Annotated in this window: 12 protein-coding genes, 1 tRNA gene, 2 rRNA genes and 1 pseudogene (1 of these 16 cut by a window edge); 15 read left to right on the top strand and 1 reads right to left on the bottom strand. The window is 63.0% G+C overall.

Features of this window, described 5'->3' with window-relative positions:
- The 3 genes from R2B70_RS19940 to R2B70_RS19930 form a co-directional block, all read left to right on the top strand.
- A 23S ribosomal RNA gene (locus tag R2B70_RS19940) occupies positions 1–507 on the top strand (it extends 2,382 nt beyond the left edge of the window).
- Positions 508–631: 124 nt separating this feature from the next.
- Positions 632–746, top strand: a 5S ribosomal RNA gene (rrf, locus tag R2B70_RS19935).
- Between the two features lie 46 nt (positions 747–792).
- A tRNA-Thr gene (locus tag R2B70_RS19930) sits at positions 793–868 on the top strand.
- A gap of 49 nt (positions 869–917) precedes the next feature.
- Here R2B70_RS19930 and R2B70_RS19925 read toward each other — a convergent pair.
- Positions 918–1,167 (bottom strand): annotated as a pseudogene (locus R2B70_RS19925) (hypothetical protein).
- 89 nt (positions 1,168–1,256) lie between these two features.
- Here R2B70_RS19925 and R2B70_RS19920 point away from each other — a divergent pair.
- The 12 genes from R2B70_RS19920 to R2B70_RS19865 all read left to right on the top strand — a co-directional run bounded on the left by R2B70_RS19920 (position 1,257) and on the right by R2B70_RS19865 (position 14,561).
- Positions 1,257–2,522 carry a cytosine deaminase gene (locus R2B70_RS19920; protein WP_318162306.1) on the top strand — a complete coding sequence of 422 codons (1,266 nt, stop codon included), beginning with the start codon at positions 1,257–1,259 and terminating at the stop codon, positions 2,520–2,522.
- A gap of 90 nt (positions 2,523–2,612) precedes the next feature.
- Positions 2,613–2,990, top strand: a complete 378-nt coding sequence (crcB, locus tag R2B70_RS19915) for a fluoride efflux transporter CrcB (RefSeq protein WP_216991354.1) — start codon at positions 2,613–2,615, stop codon at positions 2,988–2,990.
- 65 nt (positions 2,991–3,055) lie between these two features.
- The gene (ubiE, locus tag R2B70_RS19910; protein WP_042079221.1) at positions 3,056–3,808 is read left to right on the top strand and encodes a bifunctional demethylmenaquinone methyltransferase/2-methoxy-6-polyprenyl-1,4-benzoquinol methylase UbiE; all 753 of its coding nucleotides are present in this window, start codon (positions 3,056–3,058) and stop codon (positions 3,806–3,808) included.
- Between the two features lie 8 nt (positions 3,809–3,816).
- Complete coding sequence (locus R2B70_RS19905) at positions 3,817–4,425, top strand: SCP2 domain-containing protein (protein WP_318162305.1); 609 nt, start codon at positions 3,817–3,819, stop codon at positions 4,423–4,425.
- Positions 4,425–6,065 carry a ubiquinone biosynthesis regulatory protein kinase UbiB gene (gene ubiB, locus R2B70_RS19900; RefSeq protein ID WP_318162304.1) on the top strand — a complete coding sequence of 547 codons (1,641 nt, stop codon included), beginning with the start codon at positions 4,425–4,427 and terminating at the stop codon, positions 6,063–6,065. The genes R2B70_RS19905 and ubiB overlap by 1 nt, the downstream gene beginning before the upstream one ends.
- A 39-nt stretch (positions 6,066–6,104) precedes the next feature.
- Positions 6,105–6,356, top strand: a complete 252-nt coding sequence (tatA, locus tag R2B70_RS19895) for a Sec-independent protein translocase subunit TatA (RefSeq protein WP_042079218.1) — start codon at positions 6,105–6,107, stop codon at positions 6,354–6,356.
- Positions 6,357–6,359: 3 nt separating this feature from the next.
- Complete coding sequence (tatB, locus tag R2B70_RS19890; protein ID WP_042079217.1) at positions 6,360–6,815, top strand: Sec-independent protein translocase protein TatB; 456 nt, start codon at positions 6,360–6,362, stop codon at positions 6,813–6,815.
- A complete protein-coding gene (gene tatC, locus R2B70_RS19885; RefSeq protein WP_042079216.1) occupies positions 6,812–7,567 on the top strand; it encodes a twin-arginine translocase subunit TatC in 756 nt (251 codons plus the stop codon). Before tatB ends, tatC begins: the two co-directional genes overlap by 4 nt.
- A 111-nt stretch (positions 7,568–7,678) precedes the next feature.
- The gene (locus tag R2B70_RS19880) at positions 7,679–8,464 is read left to right on the top strand and encodes a TatD family hydrolase (RefSeq protein ID WP_318162303.1); all 786 of its coding nucleotides are present in this window, start codon (positions 7,679–7,681) and stop codon (positions 8,462–8,464) included.
- A 3-nt stretch (positions 8,465–8,467) separates the two neighbouring features.
- Positions 8,468–9,487: a porphobilinogen synthase gene (gene hemB, locus R2B70_RS19875; protein ID WP_318162302.1), complete on the top strand. Its 1,020-nt coding sequence runs from the start codon at positions 8,468–8,470 to the stop codon at positions 9,485–9,487.
- Between the two features lie 219 nt (positions 9,488–9,706).
- Positions 9,707–11,749 carry an oligopeptidase A gene (gene prlC / locus R2B70_RS19870; protein ID WP_209794974.1) on the top strand — a complete coding sequence of 681 codons (2,043 nt, stop codon included), beginning with the start codon at positions 9,707–9,709 and terminating at the stop codon, positions 11,747–11,749.
- A 247-nt stretch (positions 11,750–11,996) separates the two neighbouring features.
- Positions 11,997–14,561 carry an EAL domain-containing protein gene (locus R2B70_RS19865; RefSeq protein ID WP_318162301.1) on the top strand — a complete coding sequence of 855 codons (2,565 nt, stop codon included), beginning with the start codon at positions 11,997–11,999 and terminating at the stop codon, positions 14,559–14,561.
- The last annotated feature ends 42 nt before the right edge of the window (positions 14,562–14,603 follow it).

Below are 14,603 nucleotides of genomic sequence, written 5' to 3'. Positions count from 1 at the left end.
TGGTTCTGAATGGAAGGGCCATCGCTCAACGGATAAAAGGTACTCCGGGGATAACAGGCTGATACCGCCCAAGAGTTCATATCGACGGCGGTGTTTGGCACCTCGATGTCGGCTCATCACATCCTGGGGCTGAAGTCGGTCCCAAGGGTATGGCTGTTCGCCATTTAAAGTGGTACGCGAGCTGGGTTCAGAACGTCGTGAGACAGTTCGGTCCCTATCTGCCGTGGGCGTTGGATGATTGAAGGGAGTTGCTCCTAGTACGAGAGGACCGGAGTGAACGAACCTCTGGTGTTCGGGTTGTCACGCCAGTGGCACTGCCCGGTAGCTAAGTTCGGAATCGATAACCGCTGAAAGCATCTAAGCGGGAAGCGAGCCCTGAGATGAGTCATCCCTGACCCCTTGAGGGTCCTAAAGGGCCGTTGGAGACCACAACGTTGATAGGTGGGGTGTGTAAGCGCGGCGACGTGTTGAGCTAACCCATACTAATTACCCGTGAGGCTTAACCATACAACACCCAAGAAGTGTTCGAAGACTTGTAGCAAGTGCATGAACTACTTACAAATTCAGTGGTAATGACAAAGCAAACTAGCCGAGTTGTTATTCACGTCAGCTTTCTGGATTGAAGAATTTGCCTGGCGGCAATAGCGCAGTGGAACCACCTGACCCCATGCCGAACTCAGAAGTGAAACGCTGTAGCGCCGATGGTAGTGTGGCATTCGCCATGCGAGAGTAGGACACTGCCAGGCACCCAATTTCAAGATTACGCCCAGCGTGGTCTTTACCGGTTAGTGTGCTGATATGGCTCAGTCGGTAGAGCGCATCCTTGGTAAGGATGAGGTCCCCAGTTCGATTCTGGGTATCAGCACCATTAAATAAGAAAGCCTCCCAATCGGGAGGCTTTTTTGTATCCGCCTTTCTCAGTTCACCGATATCTGCCTGGCATCCAGGTAGAAACGGGGCTGTCCCGATGCCTCTATCTGGATGGCTGCCACCAGCCGCTCGTTGCGCCTGTATTCCCACAGCCGCGCTATTGGCGGCATGGCTGGTTGATGCCCAGCGTCTGCAGATACTCGTGAAACAAGCTTGCGCTGCCGATCTCGGTCAATCCTGCTTTCATCCCGGTGCACTCCTTTCCTCGTTGCCCTTGATCAAGGCTATCAGCCCCATATGTCTTCTGAGTGATCGCTTTTCTATTAAATTGATCCGAGCTAAGTTGTGGATTGGCAAAGGCAATCGGTCTTTCGAAGGGGAAAAGCATGCTGATAAAGAATGTGCGTCTGGCCGGCAAGGAGGGGACATGGCAGATCCTCTGTCAGGATGGCTTGATCCGGACCCTGGCGCCAATGAGCCAGATGCTCCTCTCGACCCGGGAGCTGGATGGGGAAGGGGGGCTGGCGATGGCCCCCTTTATCGAACCTCACATTCACCTCGATACCACCCAGACGGCGGGCGAGCCGAGCTGGAATCTCTCCGGCACCCTGTTCGAGGGGATAGAGCGCTGGGCCGAGCGCAAGGCGTTGCTCACCCATGAGGATGTGAAGCGGCGCGCCATCCAGACGCTGAAGTGGCAGATTGCCAACGGCATCCAGTTCGTCCGCACCCATGTGGACGTCTCCGACCCCAACCTGGTGGCCTTGAAGGCGATGCTGGAGGTGCGAGAGGAGATGAAAGAGTGGGTGGAGCTGCAGATCGTGGCCTTCCCCCAGGAGGGGATCCTCTCCTACCCCAACGGCAAGGCGCTGCTGGAGGAGGCTCTCAAGCTGGGCGCCGACGTGATCGGCGCCATCCCCCATTTCGAGTTCACCCGGGAATATGGGGTCGAAAGTCTGCACTACGTGTTCGATCTTGCAGAGAAGTATCAGGTTCTGGTGGATGTGCACTGCGACGAGATCGATGACGAGCAGTCCCGCTTTATCGAGACCCTGGCAACCCTGGCTTACGAGCGCGGCATCGGCCATAGAGTCACCGCCAGCCACACCACCGCCATGCACTCCTACAACGGAGCCTATGCCTCCCGCCTGTTCCGGCTTCTGAGGATGGCGGACATCAACTTCGTCGCCAATCCGCTGGTGAACATCCATTTGCAGGGGCGCTTCGATACCTATCCCAAGCGCCGCGGCATCACCCGGGTGAAGGAGATGCTGGAGGCAAACATCAACGTCTGCTTCGGCCACGACGACGTGTTCGATCCCTGGTATCCCATGGGGACGGCCAACATGCTGCAGGTGCTGCACATGGGGCTGCATGTCTGCCAGCTCATGGGTTACGAGCAGATCTATGACAGCCTCAAGCTGATCAGTTGCCACAGTGCCCGCACCCTGAACGTGCAGGATCGCTACGGCATCGAAATAGGAAAACCGGCCAACCTGCTGATCCTGCCCGCGGATAACGGCTTCGATGCGGTGCGCCGCCAGGTGCCGGTGCGCTACTCCATTCGCCACGGCAAGGTGATCGCCGAAACCCGCCCGGCCCAGACGTCACTCCATCTGGCACGGAGCGAGCCGATCGACTTTCGTCGCTGAGGCGGGCCGACCGCGCCGATTAATTGCCCGGCTGTCCCCGACGGCCGGCATTTTGCATAATAGCGACCCGATACTATTGGAGCCTTTTCCATGCAAACCTGGTTATTTGTTGCGGCCGGTGGCGCCATCGGCGCCTGCCTGCGTTTTGGCATCGCCGAGCTGATGGCCTGGCTGCTGGGACGCCACTTCCCCTATGGCACCCTGGTGGTCAACGTGGTGGGCTCCTTCATCATGGGGGTGGCCTATGCCCTCATCAGCCATGGTCACGTGGTGGAACACCCGATGAAGCCGCTGCTCATGGTGGGCATCCTCGGTGCCCTGACTACCTTCTCCTCCTTCGCCCTGGATACAGTGGTGCTGGCCCAGCACGGTGCCTACGTCAAGGCGCTGCTCAATGTCGGCCTCAATCTGTTCCTCTGCCTGGCCATGGTGGTGCTGGGGATGCAATTGGTGGCGAGCCGGGTTTGAGGTGTCCGGACGCTGGCGGCTCTGGTAAACTGGCGGCCATTCTTTGCTCTATGGGTATTTGAGGGATGTCGGAACAGACTAGTACTACGCATTTTGGCTATAAAACCGTGGCCGCGACCGAGAAGGAAACCCTGGTCGCCGGTGTCTTCCATTCGGTGGCAGCCAAGTATGATCTGATGAACGATCTGATGTCGTTCGGCATTCACCGCCTGTGGAAGCGCTTCACCATCGACTGTTCCGGCGTGCGCAAGGGCCAGAAGGTGCTGGATCTGGCCGGCGGCACCGGCGATCTGACCGCCAAGTTCTCCCGCATCGTGGGCGAGACCGGTCAGGTGGTACTGGCAGACATCAACGACTCCATGCTCAAGGTGGGTCGCGACAAGCTGCGCAACCTGGGGGTGGCCAACAATGTCTCCTATGTGCAGGCCAACGCCGAGGCGCTCCCCTTCCCGGACAACCACTTCGACGTCATCACCATCGGCTTCGGCCTTCGCAACGTCACCGACAAGGACAAGGCGCTCGCCTCCATGTTTCGGGTGCTCAAGCCGGGCGGTCGCCTGCTGGTGCTGGAGTTCTCCAAGCCTGAGAGCGAAGTGATCGCCAAGCTCTATGACCTCTACTCCTTCAAACTGTTGCCGAAAATGGGCGAAATCGTCGCTAATGACGGGGAAAGCTACCAGTATCTGGCAGAGTCCATCCGCATGCACCCGGATCAGCAGACCCTGGCGGGCATGATGGAGCAGGTCGGGTTCGAGCAGGTAGAGTTCTACAACCTGACCCAGGGTGTGGTCGCCCTGCACCGCGGTTACAAGTTTTAAGGTCGCCTATGCCGATGGATGCCATGGTCACCGCGGTGATCGAAACCAGCCTCAACCAGTTGCTGTCTCTCGACAAGCGGAGTCCGGAGCGGCTGCGAAAACTGGCGGGCAGGGTGCTCAAGCTGGAGCTGCGCGAGCTCAAGCCGCTCTGGTTTGTCTTCTCCGAGCGCCGGCTGGATGTGCTGGCCCGCTATGAGGGGGAGGCCGATGCGGTCCTGAGCCTGTCGCTCACCGCTCTCGGTCTGCTCAAGGACCCGTCCGCCCTGACTCGCTACATCCGCGAGGAGAAGCTGGATCTGAGCGGCGATCCCCAGCTGGTGCAGGCGTTCAGCGCCCTGCTGGGGGAGCTGGACATCGACTGGGAAGAGGAGCTCTCCCGCTACACCGGCGACGTGCTGGCCCACACCCTGTGTGGCGGTGCCCGTCAGGCCCGCCGTCTGGTGGGGCGCGAGCTGTGCCGCAGCCAGCGACAGCTGGCGGAATACCTGACCGAGGAGGCGCGACTCGCCCCCGGCCCGCTGGAAGTGGCGAGCTTCAACGACGACGTCGAGGTGCTGGCCCAGCAGATGAAGGCGGTCGAGTTGCGGCTGGCCCGCCTCGAGCAGCAGGTGAGCTGATGACCCCGAAGGAGTTCAAACGCCTCTATCGCATCGTCAGCATCCTGCTGGAGCAGGGCATCGACGAGCTGGTGCCTGCCCGCTACCAACCCTGGCCGGGCCGTCTGGCCCGTCGCAGCCTGTTCTGGCTCAAGAACAAGCAGCCGGACCTCAGCCGTGGTGCCCGCATCCGCCGCGCTTTCGAGGCCCTGGGCCCCATCTTCATCAAGTTCGGCCAGATGCTCTCCACCCGCCGCGATCTGCTGCCACCGGACATCGCCGAGGAGCTGGCGCTGCTGCAGGACAGGGTGCCCCCCTTCTGTGGCCAGGCTGCCCGTCGCCAGATAGAGGCGAGCCTGGGATGCCCCATCGAGACCCTGTTCGATGACTTCGACGAGACGCCGCTGGCGTCGGCCTCCATCGCCCAGGTGCACACCGCCCGGCTGAAGGAAAATGGCCGCGAGATCGTCATCAAGGTGATCCGCCCCGACATCGAGCCCGTCATCGACGCCGACCTGCGCCTGATGCAGGCCCTCGCCCGCCTGGTGGCCCGCTTCGTGCCCCAGAGCGCCCGGCTGCGTCCCGTCGAGGTGGTGGAGGAGTATCGCAAGACCATCCTCGACGAGCTGAACCTGATGCGGGAGGCGGCCAACGCCATCCAGCTGCGCCGCAACTTCACCGGCTCGGAGGCGCTTTATGTGCCCGAGGTGTACACGGATCACTGCCGTGAACAGGTGCTGGTGATGGAGCGCATCTACGGCATCCCGGTGTCCGACATCGAAACCCTTGAAGCGAATGGCACCAATATGAAGCTGCTGGCGGAGCGCGGCGTGGAGGTCTTCTTCACCCAGGTGTTTCGCGACAGCTTCTTCCACGCCGACATGCACCCGGGCAACATCTTCGTCTCCTATGAACACCCTGAAAACCCGCTCTGGATCGGCATCGACTGCGGCATCGTCGGCACCCTGAACCGGGAAGACAAGCGCTACCTGGCGGAGAACTTCCTCGCCTTCTTCAACCGCGATTACCAGCGGGTCGCCCAACTGCACGTGGAGTCAGGCTGGGTGCCGCCCGATACCAAGGTGGACGAGTTCGAGTTCGCCATCCGCACCGTGCTGGAGCCCATCTTCGAGAAGCCGCTCTCCGAGATCTCCTTCGGCCACGTGCTGCTGAACCTGTTCAACACCGCCCGCCGCTTCAACATGCAGGTACAGCCGCAGCTGGTGCTGCTGCAGAAGACCCTGCTCTATGTGGAGGGGCTGGGGCGCCAGCTCTATCCCCAGCTGGATCTGTGGCAGACCGCCAAGCCCTATCTGGAAAACTGGATGCATCAGCAGGTCGGCCCCAAGGCGGTGTGGAATGCCATCAGGGAGAAGGCGCCGTTCTGGGCGGAGAAGCTGCCGGAGCTGCCGGAGCTGGTCTACGAGACCCTGCGCCAGGCCCGTCACCAGCAGCATCACTTCGACCAGATGTTCGCCGATTTCCGTCGCCACAGCCGTCGCCAGGGGCAGGCCCGCTACCTCTTAGGGGTTGGAGCCAGCCTGCTGCTCGCGGGTGTATTCTTGCTGACCCAGAAACAACACATTGAGTGGGGACAAATCAGCCTCGCCGGCGCCGGGTTATGTTGGCTGCTGGGTTGGTTGCGAGCCCGTTCCCATTAAACACACTGCGCCATCGGGCGCCTATCCGGAGAGAAAGTCATGGGTGGTATCAGTATTTGGCAGTTGTTGATCATCGCAGTCATCGTCGTGCTGTTGTTCGGCACCAAGAAGTTGCGCGGTATCGGCGGCGATCTGGGCGCGGCGGTCAAGGGGTTCAAGAAGGCGCTGTCCGATGAGCCGGGCGAGGTGAAGCCGGAGCAGAAGGACGCCGAGTTCCCGCCGAAGCAGCTCAACGAAACGGCCAGCCAGAGCGGCGATCCCGCCAAGCAGAAAGACAAAGACCAGGCCTAAGCCATGTTCGACATCGGTTTTTGGGAGCTGGTCGTCATCGGCGTGGTGGCGCTGGTTGTGCTGGGGCCGGAGCGGCTGCCGGTCGCGATCCGCACCGCCAGCCACTGGATCAGGCTGATCCGCAGCACCGCCAACTCGGTCAAGAGCGAGCTGGAGCAGGAGCTCAAGCTGCAGGAGCTGCACAACGATCTGAAGAAGGCGGAGCGGTTGCAGATGAACAACCTGAGCCCAGAGCTGCAGGAGTCCATCGAACAGCTCAAGGCGGCGGCCCAGTCGGTGAATCGCCCCTATCAGGGGGAGAACGAGATCCGTCCGCCTCAGGAGCCTGCCCCTCAGGCTGAGCCGGCTACCCCGGTCGCAGTGCCCGCGACCCCAGAGGTGCCACCGGTCAACAGCCAGCGAGAGAGGGCACCTGAGACCGCCAGCGAGTCCGCGGCCAAAGGGGAGGTGAAGCCATGAGCCAGGCCGAGCAACCCCTCATCAGCCATCTGGTGGAGCTGAGAACCCGTCTGCTGCGGTCGGTCGTGGCCATACTGCTGGTGTTCATCGCGCTCATTTACTTCTCCAACGACATCTACGACTTCGTGGCCCAGCCGCTGCTCAGCCAGCTGCCGGCAGGCACCAGCATGATAGCGACGGATGTGGCGACCCCCTTCATCACGCCCATCAAGCTGACCCTGATGGTCTCCTTCTTCGTGGCGATCCCCTATCTGCTGTATCAGGCCTGGGCCTTCATCGCCCCCGGTCTGTACCAGCACGAGCGCCGTCTGATCCTGCCCCTGGTGGCCTCCAGCGCGGTGCTCTTCTACGCGGGGATGGCGTTTGCCTACTACGTGGTGTTCCCCCTGGTGTTCGGCTTCTTCACCAGTACCGCCCCCGCCGGGGTGACGGTGGCGACCGACATCGCGAGCTACCTGGACTTCGTGCTGACCCTGTTCTTCGCGTTCGGGGTGGCGTTCGAGATCCCGGTGGCCACCATACTGCTGTGCTGGACCGGGATCACCACCCCCAAGAGCCTGAAGGAGAAGCGCCCCTACGTCATCGTCGGGGTCTTCGTGGTCGGCATGCTGTTGACGCCGCCGGATGTCTTCTCCCAGACCCTGCTCGCGATCCCCATGTGGGGCCTGTGGGAGATAGGCCTGTTCTTCGCCCGCTTCTACGTGAAGAAAGAAGACGAGCAGGATCAGGAACAACCGGAAGAGGGGAGCTGAGGCTCCCTTCCTCTTTTCATGCCCCCCTTCGAGGCGTATGGTAAGGCCCCATCGAGTAGATGGTTTTCAAATACCTGATATGCATCTCTTCTGTTCGGAACCCATGAGCCCATGATCGACATCGGTTTGAACCTGACCAGCAGCCAGTTTGCCGGCGAGCAGGCCGACCTGGTGGCCCGCGCCCGTGCCGCCGGGGTGGAGGCGCTGATCCTGACCGGCACGGATCTGGTCGGCAGCCGGGAGAGCGCCACGCTTGCCACCCGCTGGCCGGGCTACTGCTTCTCCACCGCCGGGGTGCATCCCCACGATGCCAAGGGCGTCGATGAGGCCACCCTGCCCGCCTTGCGCGAGCTGGCGGCCCTGCCCCAGGTGGTGGCCATCGGCGAGTGCGGTCTCGACTACAACCGCGACTTCTCCCCCCGTCCGGTGCAGGACGCGGTGTTCGACGCCCAGCTGGCCCTGGCCGCCGAGCTCGGGATGCCGGTCTTCCTGCACTGCCGGGACGCCCACGCCCGTTTCGTCGAGATCCTGCGTCCCTGGCTGCCCCGCCTGCCGGGGGCCGTGCTGCACTGCTTCACCGGCACCGACGCCGAGCTGGACCAGTGCCTGGCGCTGGGGCTGCACATCGGGGTGACCGGCTGGCTCTGCGACGAGCGCCGTGGCCAGCTGCTGCGCGAGCAGGTGGTCCGCATTCCGGCGGGTCGGCTGATGATAGAGACGGACGCTCCCTATCTGGTGCCGCGGGATCTGAAGCCCAGGCCCAAACGCAACGAACCCGCTTTCTTGCCGCACATCGCCCAGGTGGTGGCGGCCTGCCGTGGTGAAGCGCCCGAGGCCTTGCTGGCCCATACCCGGGCCACCTCCGCCGCATTCTTCCAACTTCCGCTTTTGGAGTGATTCATGGCCACAACTCTTCCGGGGGCCTTCCCGGGCCGTCGTCTGCGCCGGGTGCGCAAACATGATTTCAGCCGCCGTCTGGTGCGCGAGCATACGCTGACCGTCGACGATCTCATCTATCCGGTGTTCGTGCTGGAGGGGGAGGGACAGCGTGAGGCCGTCGCCTCCATGCCTGGGGTGGATCGCCTCTCCATCGATCTGCTGCTCGAAGAGGCCGCCGAACTGGTGGCCCTCGGCGTGCCAGCAGTGGCCCTGTTCCCGGTGACACCGCTGGCGCGCAAGAGCCTGATGGCGGAAGAGGCCTACAACCCGGATGCCCTGGCCCAGCGGGCGACCCGTGCCCTCAAGGCCCGCTTCCCCGAGCTCGGGGTCATCACGGACGTGGCGCTGGATCCCTTCACCACCCACGGTCAGGACGGCATCATCGACGATGAAGGCTATGTGATGAACGACATCACCACCGAGATCCTGGTGAAGCAGGCGCTTTCCCACGCCGCTGCGGGTGCCGACATCGTCGCGCCGTCCGACATGATGGACGGTCGTATCGGTGCCATCCGGGCTGCGCTGGAGGAGAACGGCTTCGTCAACGTCCAGATCATGGCCTACTCCGCCAAGTACGCCTCCCACTACTACGGCCCGTTCCGCGATGCCGTGGGCTCCGCCGCCAACCTCGGCAAGAGCAACAAGGCCACCTACCAGATGGACCCGGCCAACGGCGACGAGGCCCTGCACGAGGTGGCCCTCGACATCGCCGAAGGGGCCGACAGCGTCATGGTCAAGCCGGGCATGCCCTATCTGGACGTGATCCGCCGGGTCAAGGATCAGTTCGGGGTGCCCACCTTCGCCTATCAGGTGAGCGGCGAGTACGCCATGCACATGGCCGCCATCCAGAACGGCTGGCTGAAGGAGAAGGAGTGCGTGCTGGAGTCCCTGCTCTGCTTCAAGCGGGCCGGTGCCGACGGCATCCTCACCTACTTCGCCAAGCGGGTCGCCCAGTGGTTGAAGGAAGACGCCCGGCGCTGATCATGTGGCGTGACTGAGCGGACAATGCCGGCCCTCGGGCCGGCATTGTCGTCTCTGGCGGGCGAGCCGGTGATTTTGTGAGCGGTTTTCCTCAAAAAGTGGGCAAGAGCCCGTCTCTTGGCGGCAAAGGCTTGATAAATGGGGTTTCTGCCTACATCTTAGATGGTCCAAGCAAGCTTCTGGACGGCAGGGGCTGCAGAGCATTTAGAGGTACCGCAGATGACTAACCCTTTGCTGACAATGGACTCGCTGCCTCCCTTCAGCCAGATCCAGCCCGATCAGGTGCAACCTGCCGTGACGCAGGCCATCGCCGATTGCAAACAGAAGATTGAGGACGTGCTGGCCCAGAAGGAACCCCACACCTGGGACAGCCTGATCGCGCCGCTGGAAGAGGTCAATGACCGCCTCTCCCGGATCTGGTCGCCCGTCAGCCACCTCAACGCCGTACTCAACAGCGAGGCGCTGCGGGCGGCTCACGACGCCTGCCTGCCGCTGCTCTCCGAATTCCAGACCTATGTCGGCCAGCATGAAGGCCTCTATCAGGCCTATCTGGCGCTGTCCGAGAGCGACGACTTCCCGCGGCTGGACGATGCCCAGCGCAAGGAGATCCAGAACACCCTGCGCGACTTCCGCCTCTCCGGCATCGGTCTGCCCGCCGAGGCGCAGCAGCGCTACGGCGAGATCCAGGCCCGCCTCTCCGAGCTGGCCTCCCGGTTCAGCAACAACGTGCTGGACGCGACCCAGGGCTGGAGCAAGCTGGTGACCGACGAGGCCGAACTGGCCGGGCTGCCGCAGAGCGCACAGGCCGCCGCCCGCCAGTTGGCCGAACTGAAGGGCAAGGAGGGGTGGCTGTTCACCCTGGACATCCCCTCCTACCTGCCGGTCATGATGTACGCCGACAACCGCGCCCTGCGCGCCGAGCTGTACGAGGCCTTCACCACCCGCGCCTCCGACCAGGGACCGAACGCCGGCAAGTGGGACAACTCCGCCATCATGACCGAGCTGCTCGCCCTGCGCCGCGAGCTGGCCCGGCTGCTGGGCTTTGCCAACTATGCCGAGCTGTCGCTCGCCACCAAGATGGCGGACAAGCCCGAGCAGGTAGTGACCTTCCTCACGGATCTCGCGGCCAAGTCCCTGCCGCAAGGCAAGGCGGAGCTCGAAGAGATCCGCGCCTTCGCCGCCGAACAGCACGGTCAGACCGAGCTGGCGGCCTGGGATCTCGCCTATTACGCCGAGAAGCTCAAGCAGCACAAGTTCGCCATCTCCGACGAGCAGCTGCGCCCCTACTTCCCCGCCGGCAAGGTGGTGAAGGGGCTGTTCGAGGTGGTCAGGCGGGTGTTCGGCATGAAGGTGCGCGAGCGCCTCGGCATCGACACCTGGCACCCGGACGTGCGCTTCTACGACATCTTCGACGCCGATGACGAGCTGCGCGGCAGCTTCTACCTCGACCTCTACGCCCGCGAGCACAAGCAGGGGGGGGCCTGGATGGACGTCTGCCTCGGTCGTCGCTACCGTCAGGACGGCTCGCTGCAAAAGCCGGTGGCCTACCTGACCTGCAACTTCAACGGCCCGGTGGATGGCAAGCCGGCCCTGTTCACCCACAACGAGGTGGTGACCCTGTTCCACGAGTTCGGCCACGGCATTCACCACATGCTGACCCGGGTCGACGTGGCCGGGGTGGCCGGCATCAACGGCGTGGCCTGGGACGCGGTGGAGCTGCCGAGCCAGTTCCTCGAGAACTGGTGCTGGGAGTCCGAGGCCCTGGCCTTCATCTCCGGTCATCACGAGACCGGCGAGCCGCTGCCCGCGGATCTGCTGGAGAAGATGATGACGGCCCGCAACTTCCAGGCGGCCATGCAGATGCTGCGCCAGCTGGAGTTCGCCCTGTTCGACTTCCGCCTGCACCAGACCTTTGACCCGGCCAGCCCGGACCAGATCCCGGCGCTGCTGGCACAGGTGCGCAGCCAGGTGGCGGTGATGACGCCCCCCGCGTTCAACCGCTTCCAGCACAGCTTCTCCCACATCTTCGCTGGTGGCTATGCGGCGGGCTACTACAGCTACAAGTGGGCCGAGGTGCTCTCCGCCGACGCCTTCTCCCGCTTCGAGGAGGAGGGGATCTTCAACCCGGTCACCGGCCAGTCCTTCCTGAAGCACATTCTCGAGAAGGGGGGCTCGAAGGAGCCGATGGAGCTGTTCCGCGCCTTCCGTGGCCGTGAGCCCCAGGTGGATGCCCTGCTGCGCCACAGCGGCATCGCGGCCTGAGTGGCCTTCAGCTTGCCGGACGGGGCAGGAGCGGCGGGCCCCTGCTGCCTGCCCGCCGATCCGGTGAGTTTCAAGCAGGTACATATTTGCGGCATAGTGGGATCAAAACGTGATTTTTGAGAGAAAAAGGGACCTTTTGGTCCCTTTTCCCAAGGCTTTTTAATATCTTGCAGAGTGCATGTTTGCACTGTCCCCGCCTCTTCAGTAGAGTCGGGTTCTACCTTGCCGGGAGAGAAAGAACCTTGCCATGAGGCGAGCACTCGAGTCTGTCTATCAAATCATCTCCAGCCTGTCTCATTCGAGTGGTCAGGGATATTTCGATACCTTTGTGAGTGAAATCGCCAACGCGGTCGGGGCTGACTTCGTCCTGGTGTCGGGCAAGGATCAGGCCGGGTTGTTTTTTACCGTGCACGCCGCCTATCCCGCCTCCCTCGACATCAACTCCTACAGCTTTCCCCTCGCCAGCACCCCGGGTGAAATTGCCATGCAACAGGGGGAGGCCTGGTTTTGCGATCGCACCCGGCAGCTCTTCCCCCACGCGGCCGTGCTGGAACGCTGCGAGGTCAGGGCCTATGCCGGCATCGCGCTGAAGAGCGCCGAAGGGGAGACCATAGGGCTGTGCAGCGTCATGTTCAAACGGGCCATGCCCAGGATGGACAAGATCATGGGGCTGCTGCGCCTGCTGGCCCCCCTCGCCGGTCGCGAGCTGGCGCTGATGTATCAGCAGGAACGCCAGTGCGGGCCGGCCCAGGCGGACAACCCGGACCATCCCCACTTCCTGGACACCATGATGTCCCACGCCCCCGTGGGGATCGGCAAGCTGGATCTGGCGGGGCACATCCTCTGGGTCAACCCGGCCATCGAAAAGATGCTGGGCTACAGCCAGGAGGAGCTGCTGCGGCTCACGGTCGCTGAGATCAACCACCCGGACGACTGGCGGACCAGCATTCCGCTCTACGACGCCCTCAAGCGGGGAGAGCGTCCCGCGTTTACCCAGGAGAAGCGCTACCTGCACCGGGATGGTTCCGTGCTCTGGGGGCGGGTGACGGTGACCCTGATCCGCAACGAGCAGATGCATCCCGACTACCTGATGGTGGTGCTGGAGAACATCGACCCCATCCGACGCCATGCCGAGCAGCTCAAGCTCTCCCACCGGGTCTATGACAACCTCTCCGAGGCCATACTGGTGTGCGACGCCGACAGCCGCATCATCTCGGTGAACCCGGCGTTCGAGAAGATCACCGGCTACAGCGAGGAGGAGGCCAGCGGCCAGCGGCCCAGCATGCTCAAGTCCGGGCTGCACGATCAAACCTTCTACGCGGACATGTACCACGCCCTGGAGCGGGTGGGGATCTGGCGCGGCGAGGTGTGGAACAAGCGCAAGAACGGCAAGCTCTATCCCCAGCAACTGATGATCAGCGCCTTGCGGGAAGAGGGCAGGATCAGCCAGTACATCGCCATCTTCAGCGATCTCTCCCAGACCAAGCTGGCGGAGCAGAAGATCGCGGCCCAGGCGAACTACGACAACCTCACCGGGCTGCCGAACCGCTGGCTGTTCGGCCGCTGCCTCACCCGCTTCTGCGAGCGGGGCGAGCGCTTCGCCCTGATGGTGCTGGATCTCAACAACTTCAAGGCGGTCAACAACAGCATGGATCACCACGTCGGTGACGCCCTGCTGAAGGAGGTGTCGGATCGGCTGGTGAGCCGGGTGCGCACCGAGGATCTGGTGGCCCGCATCGGGGGCGACGAGTTTGCCTTCCTGGTGCCCGGCATCGTCAACCGGCGCCAGGCCGAGGTATTTGCCAAGCAGGTGATCGGCGGCTTCGCCCGCCCCTTCATGCTGGCCAACCAGCACCTCTATGTGACGGCCACCATGGGCATCACCCTCTGCCCCAACGATGGCGGCGACAGCGACGAGCTGCTGCGCAATGCCGAGCAGGCCCTGTTCGTCGCCAAGCGGCATGGCCGTCCCCTGGGCACCTACAACGCCTCCATGCGGGAAGAGGTGAGCCAGCGCCACCAGATGCAGCGCGATCTGGCGGAGGCCATCAAGCTGGGGCAGCTGACCATGGCCTATCAGCCCATCTGGGACAATCGCAGCGGCCGGGTCGCCAAGCTGGAAGCCCTGGTGCGCTGGTACCACCCCCACTGGGGTCAGGTCTCGCCGGCGGACTTCATTCCGCTGGCGGAGGAGGCGGGGCTCATCCAGGGGCTGGGGGCCCTGGTGCTGTGGCAGTCGTGCCGGGATCTGGCGCGGTTGCAGCAGTCCGGTTTCCCGGATCTGCAGATGTCCATCAATCGCTCCACCCTGGAGTTCCAGACGATCGATCCGGAGGCGAACGAGTGGCTCAGGGTAATCCGTCACTTCAACCTGGACCCGGCGGACATCATCATCGAAATCACCGAGTCCCTGCTGATGGAGACCAGCGATCAGCACAGGGTGCGGATCGATGCCCTGCGCGAGGCGGGCTGCAAGCTGGCCATCGACGACTTCGGCACCGGCTACTCGGCCCTCAACTACCTGCGCACCTTCCCGGTGGATCTGGTGAAGATCGACCGCTCCTTCGTGCGCCACATCCCCTTCAACGAGCAGGACAGGCTGCTGCTCGACGGCATCATCAACATAGTGCACAACCTCGGCATGCAGGTGGTGATCGAGGGGGTGGAGACCCGCGAGCAGCTGAACTTCCTCTGCCTGAAGGGCTGTGCCTTCACCCAGGGCTACCTGCTCAGCCGTCCGCTGCCCTATGACGATCTGGTGGAGTACCTGGGCCTCAACCGTCAGGGGATGAACCTGACCACGGTGAGCTGATCTCCCGCTTCTGCTATCATGCCGGCTCCTGCGCCGTGATGA

Origin of the sequence: Aeromonas sp. XH, from assembly GCF_033348475.1 — a bacterium.
In the GTDB taxonomy this organism is placed as follows: Bacteria; Pseudomonadota; Gammaproteobacteria; order Enterobacterales; family Aeromonadaceae; genus Aeromonas; species Aeromonas sanarellii.
The sequence above is the reverse complement of the archived record's forward strand: the minus strand, read 5'-3'. Positions and strand labels throughout refer to the sequence as shown.

Bases quoted from the DNA above. Each gene is read 5' to 3' on its own strand.
- R2B70_RS19920 (WP_318162306.1), top strand. From the start codon at position 1,257: ATGCTGATAAAGAATGTGCGTCTGGCCGGCAAGGAGGGGACATGGCAG.
- crcB (WP_216991354.1), top strand. From the start codon at position 2,613: ATGCAAACCTGGTTATTTGTTGCGGCCGGTGGCGCCATCGGCGCCTGC.
- ubiE (WP_042079221.1), top strand. From the start codon at position 3,056: ATGTCGGAACAGACTAGTACTACGCATTTTGGCTATAAAACCGTGGCC.
- R2B70_RS19905 (WP_318162305.1), top strand. From the start codon at position 3,817: ATGCCGATGGATGCCATGGTCACCGCGGTGATCGAAACCAGCCTCAAC.
- ubiB (WP_318162304.1), top strand. From the start codon at position 4,425: ATGACCCCGAAGGAGTTCAAACGCCTCTATCGCATCGTCAGCATCCTG.
- tatA (WP_042079218.1), top strand. From the start codon at position 6,105: ATGGGTGGTATCAGTATTTGGCAGTTGTTGATCATCGCAGTCATCGTC.
- tatB (WP_042079217.1), top strand. From the start codon at position 6,360: ATGTTCGACATCGGTTTTTGGGAGCTGGTCGTCATCGGCGTGGTGGCG.
- tatC (WP_042079216.1), top strand. From the start codon at position 6,812: ATGAGCCAGGCCGAGCAACCCCTCATCAGCCATCTGGTGGAGCTGAGA.
- R2B70_RS19880 (WP_318162303.1), top strand. From the start codon at position 7,679: ATGATCGACATCGGTTTGAACCTGACCAGCAGCCAGTTTGCCGGCGAG.
- hemB (WP_318162302.1), top strand. From the start codon at position 8,468: ATGGCCACAACTCTTCCGGGGGCCTTCCCGGGCCGTCGTCTGCGCCGG.
- prlC (WP_209794974.1), top strand. From the start codon at position 9,707: ATGACTAACCCTTTGCTGACAATGGACTCGCTGCCTCCCTTCAGCCAG.
- R2B70_RS19865 (WP_318162301.1), top strand. From the start codon at position 11,997: ATGAGGCGAGCACTCGAGTCTGTCTATCAAATCATCTCCAGCCTGTCT.